The 759-nt window shown below is 66.9% G+C and carries 1 protein-coding gene; it reads right to left on the minus strand.

All coding sequences use genetic code 11. The features are described from left to right. Positions 1–212: 212 nt before the first annotated feature. On the minus strand, positions 213–759 hold a 547-nt coding region (locus EOD07_RS36295; protein WP_164772951.1), incomplete at its 5' end, for an aldo/keto reductase.

A 759-nucleotide genomic window follows, 5' to 3' on the forward strand; every position in this document is an offset into this window, starting at 1 on the left:
TGAGATGTTGGCGCGAGGCCCCCCTCTCTGGCCTGCCGGCCATCTCCCCCTCATGGGGGGAGATCAGATGTCACGCCGCCTTTCGCTAATCGCCAGCGTTGCAAGAGGAGCGCCGGCACTGAAGCTGCCAATCTCCCCCCTTGAGGGGGAGATGCCCGGCAGGGCAGAGAGGGGGGTGAAGGAACGCGACGCTTCTTGTTTCCTCCCCCCTCCTAAGCCCTCCTCCGCTCCGGCCCCTCGTCCAGCCACGCCACATCCTCCGGCGTCAGCCTGATGTCCAGCGCCTTCAGGCTGTCCTCCAGCTCGTCCAGCGTGCGCGGGCCGATCAGAGGGACCGAGGGGAAGGGTTGCGCCAAGACATAGGCCAGCGCGACGTGGATCGGGCTCTTGCCGAGTTTGCGCGCCAGCTCGATGGCCCGGTCGCGGCGGCCGAAATTCTTTTCCGAATACCAGACGCGCACCAGCTCCTCATTGTCCTGCTTGTCGCGGCCGGCGCGGTCGGTGAAGAAGCCGCGGCCCTGGCTCGACCAGGCGAAGTTCGGCATCTGCCGCGCCGTCAGCCAGACCTTCCAGGCATCGGTGGAGGAGGTGATGCAGCCGGCCCAGATCGGCTCCAGCATCTCGGCCAGCGAGAAATTGTTGGAGAGCGCGCCGGGTATTTGCTTGCCGTTCTTCTCGGCATAGGCGATCGCCGCGTCCATGCGCTCCATCGTCCAGTTCGAGCCGCCGAACAGGCCGCGGATGCGGCCGGCCCTGGCC

This window comes from Mesorhizobium sp. M2C.T.Ca.TU.002.02.1.1 (assembly GCF_003997225.1).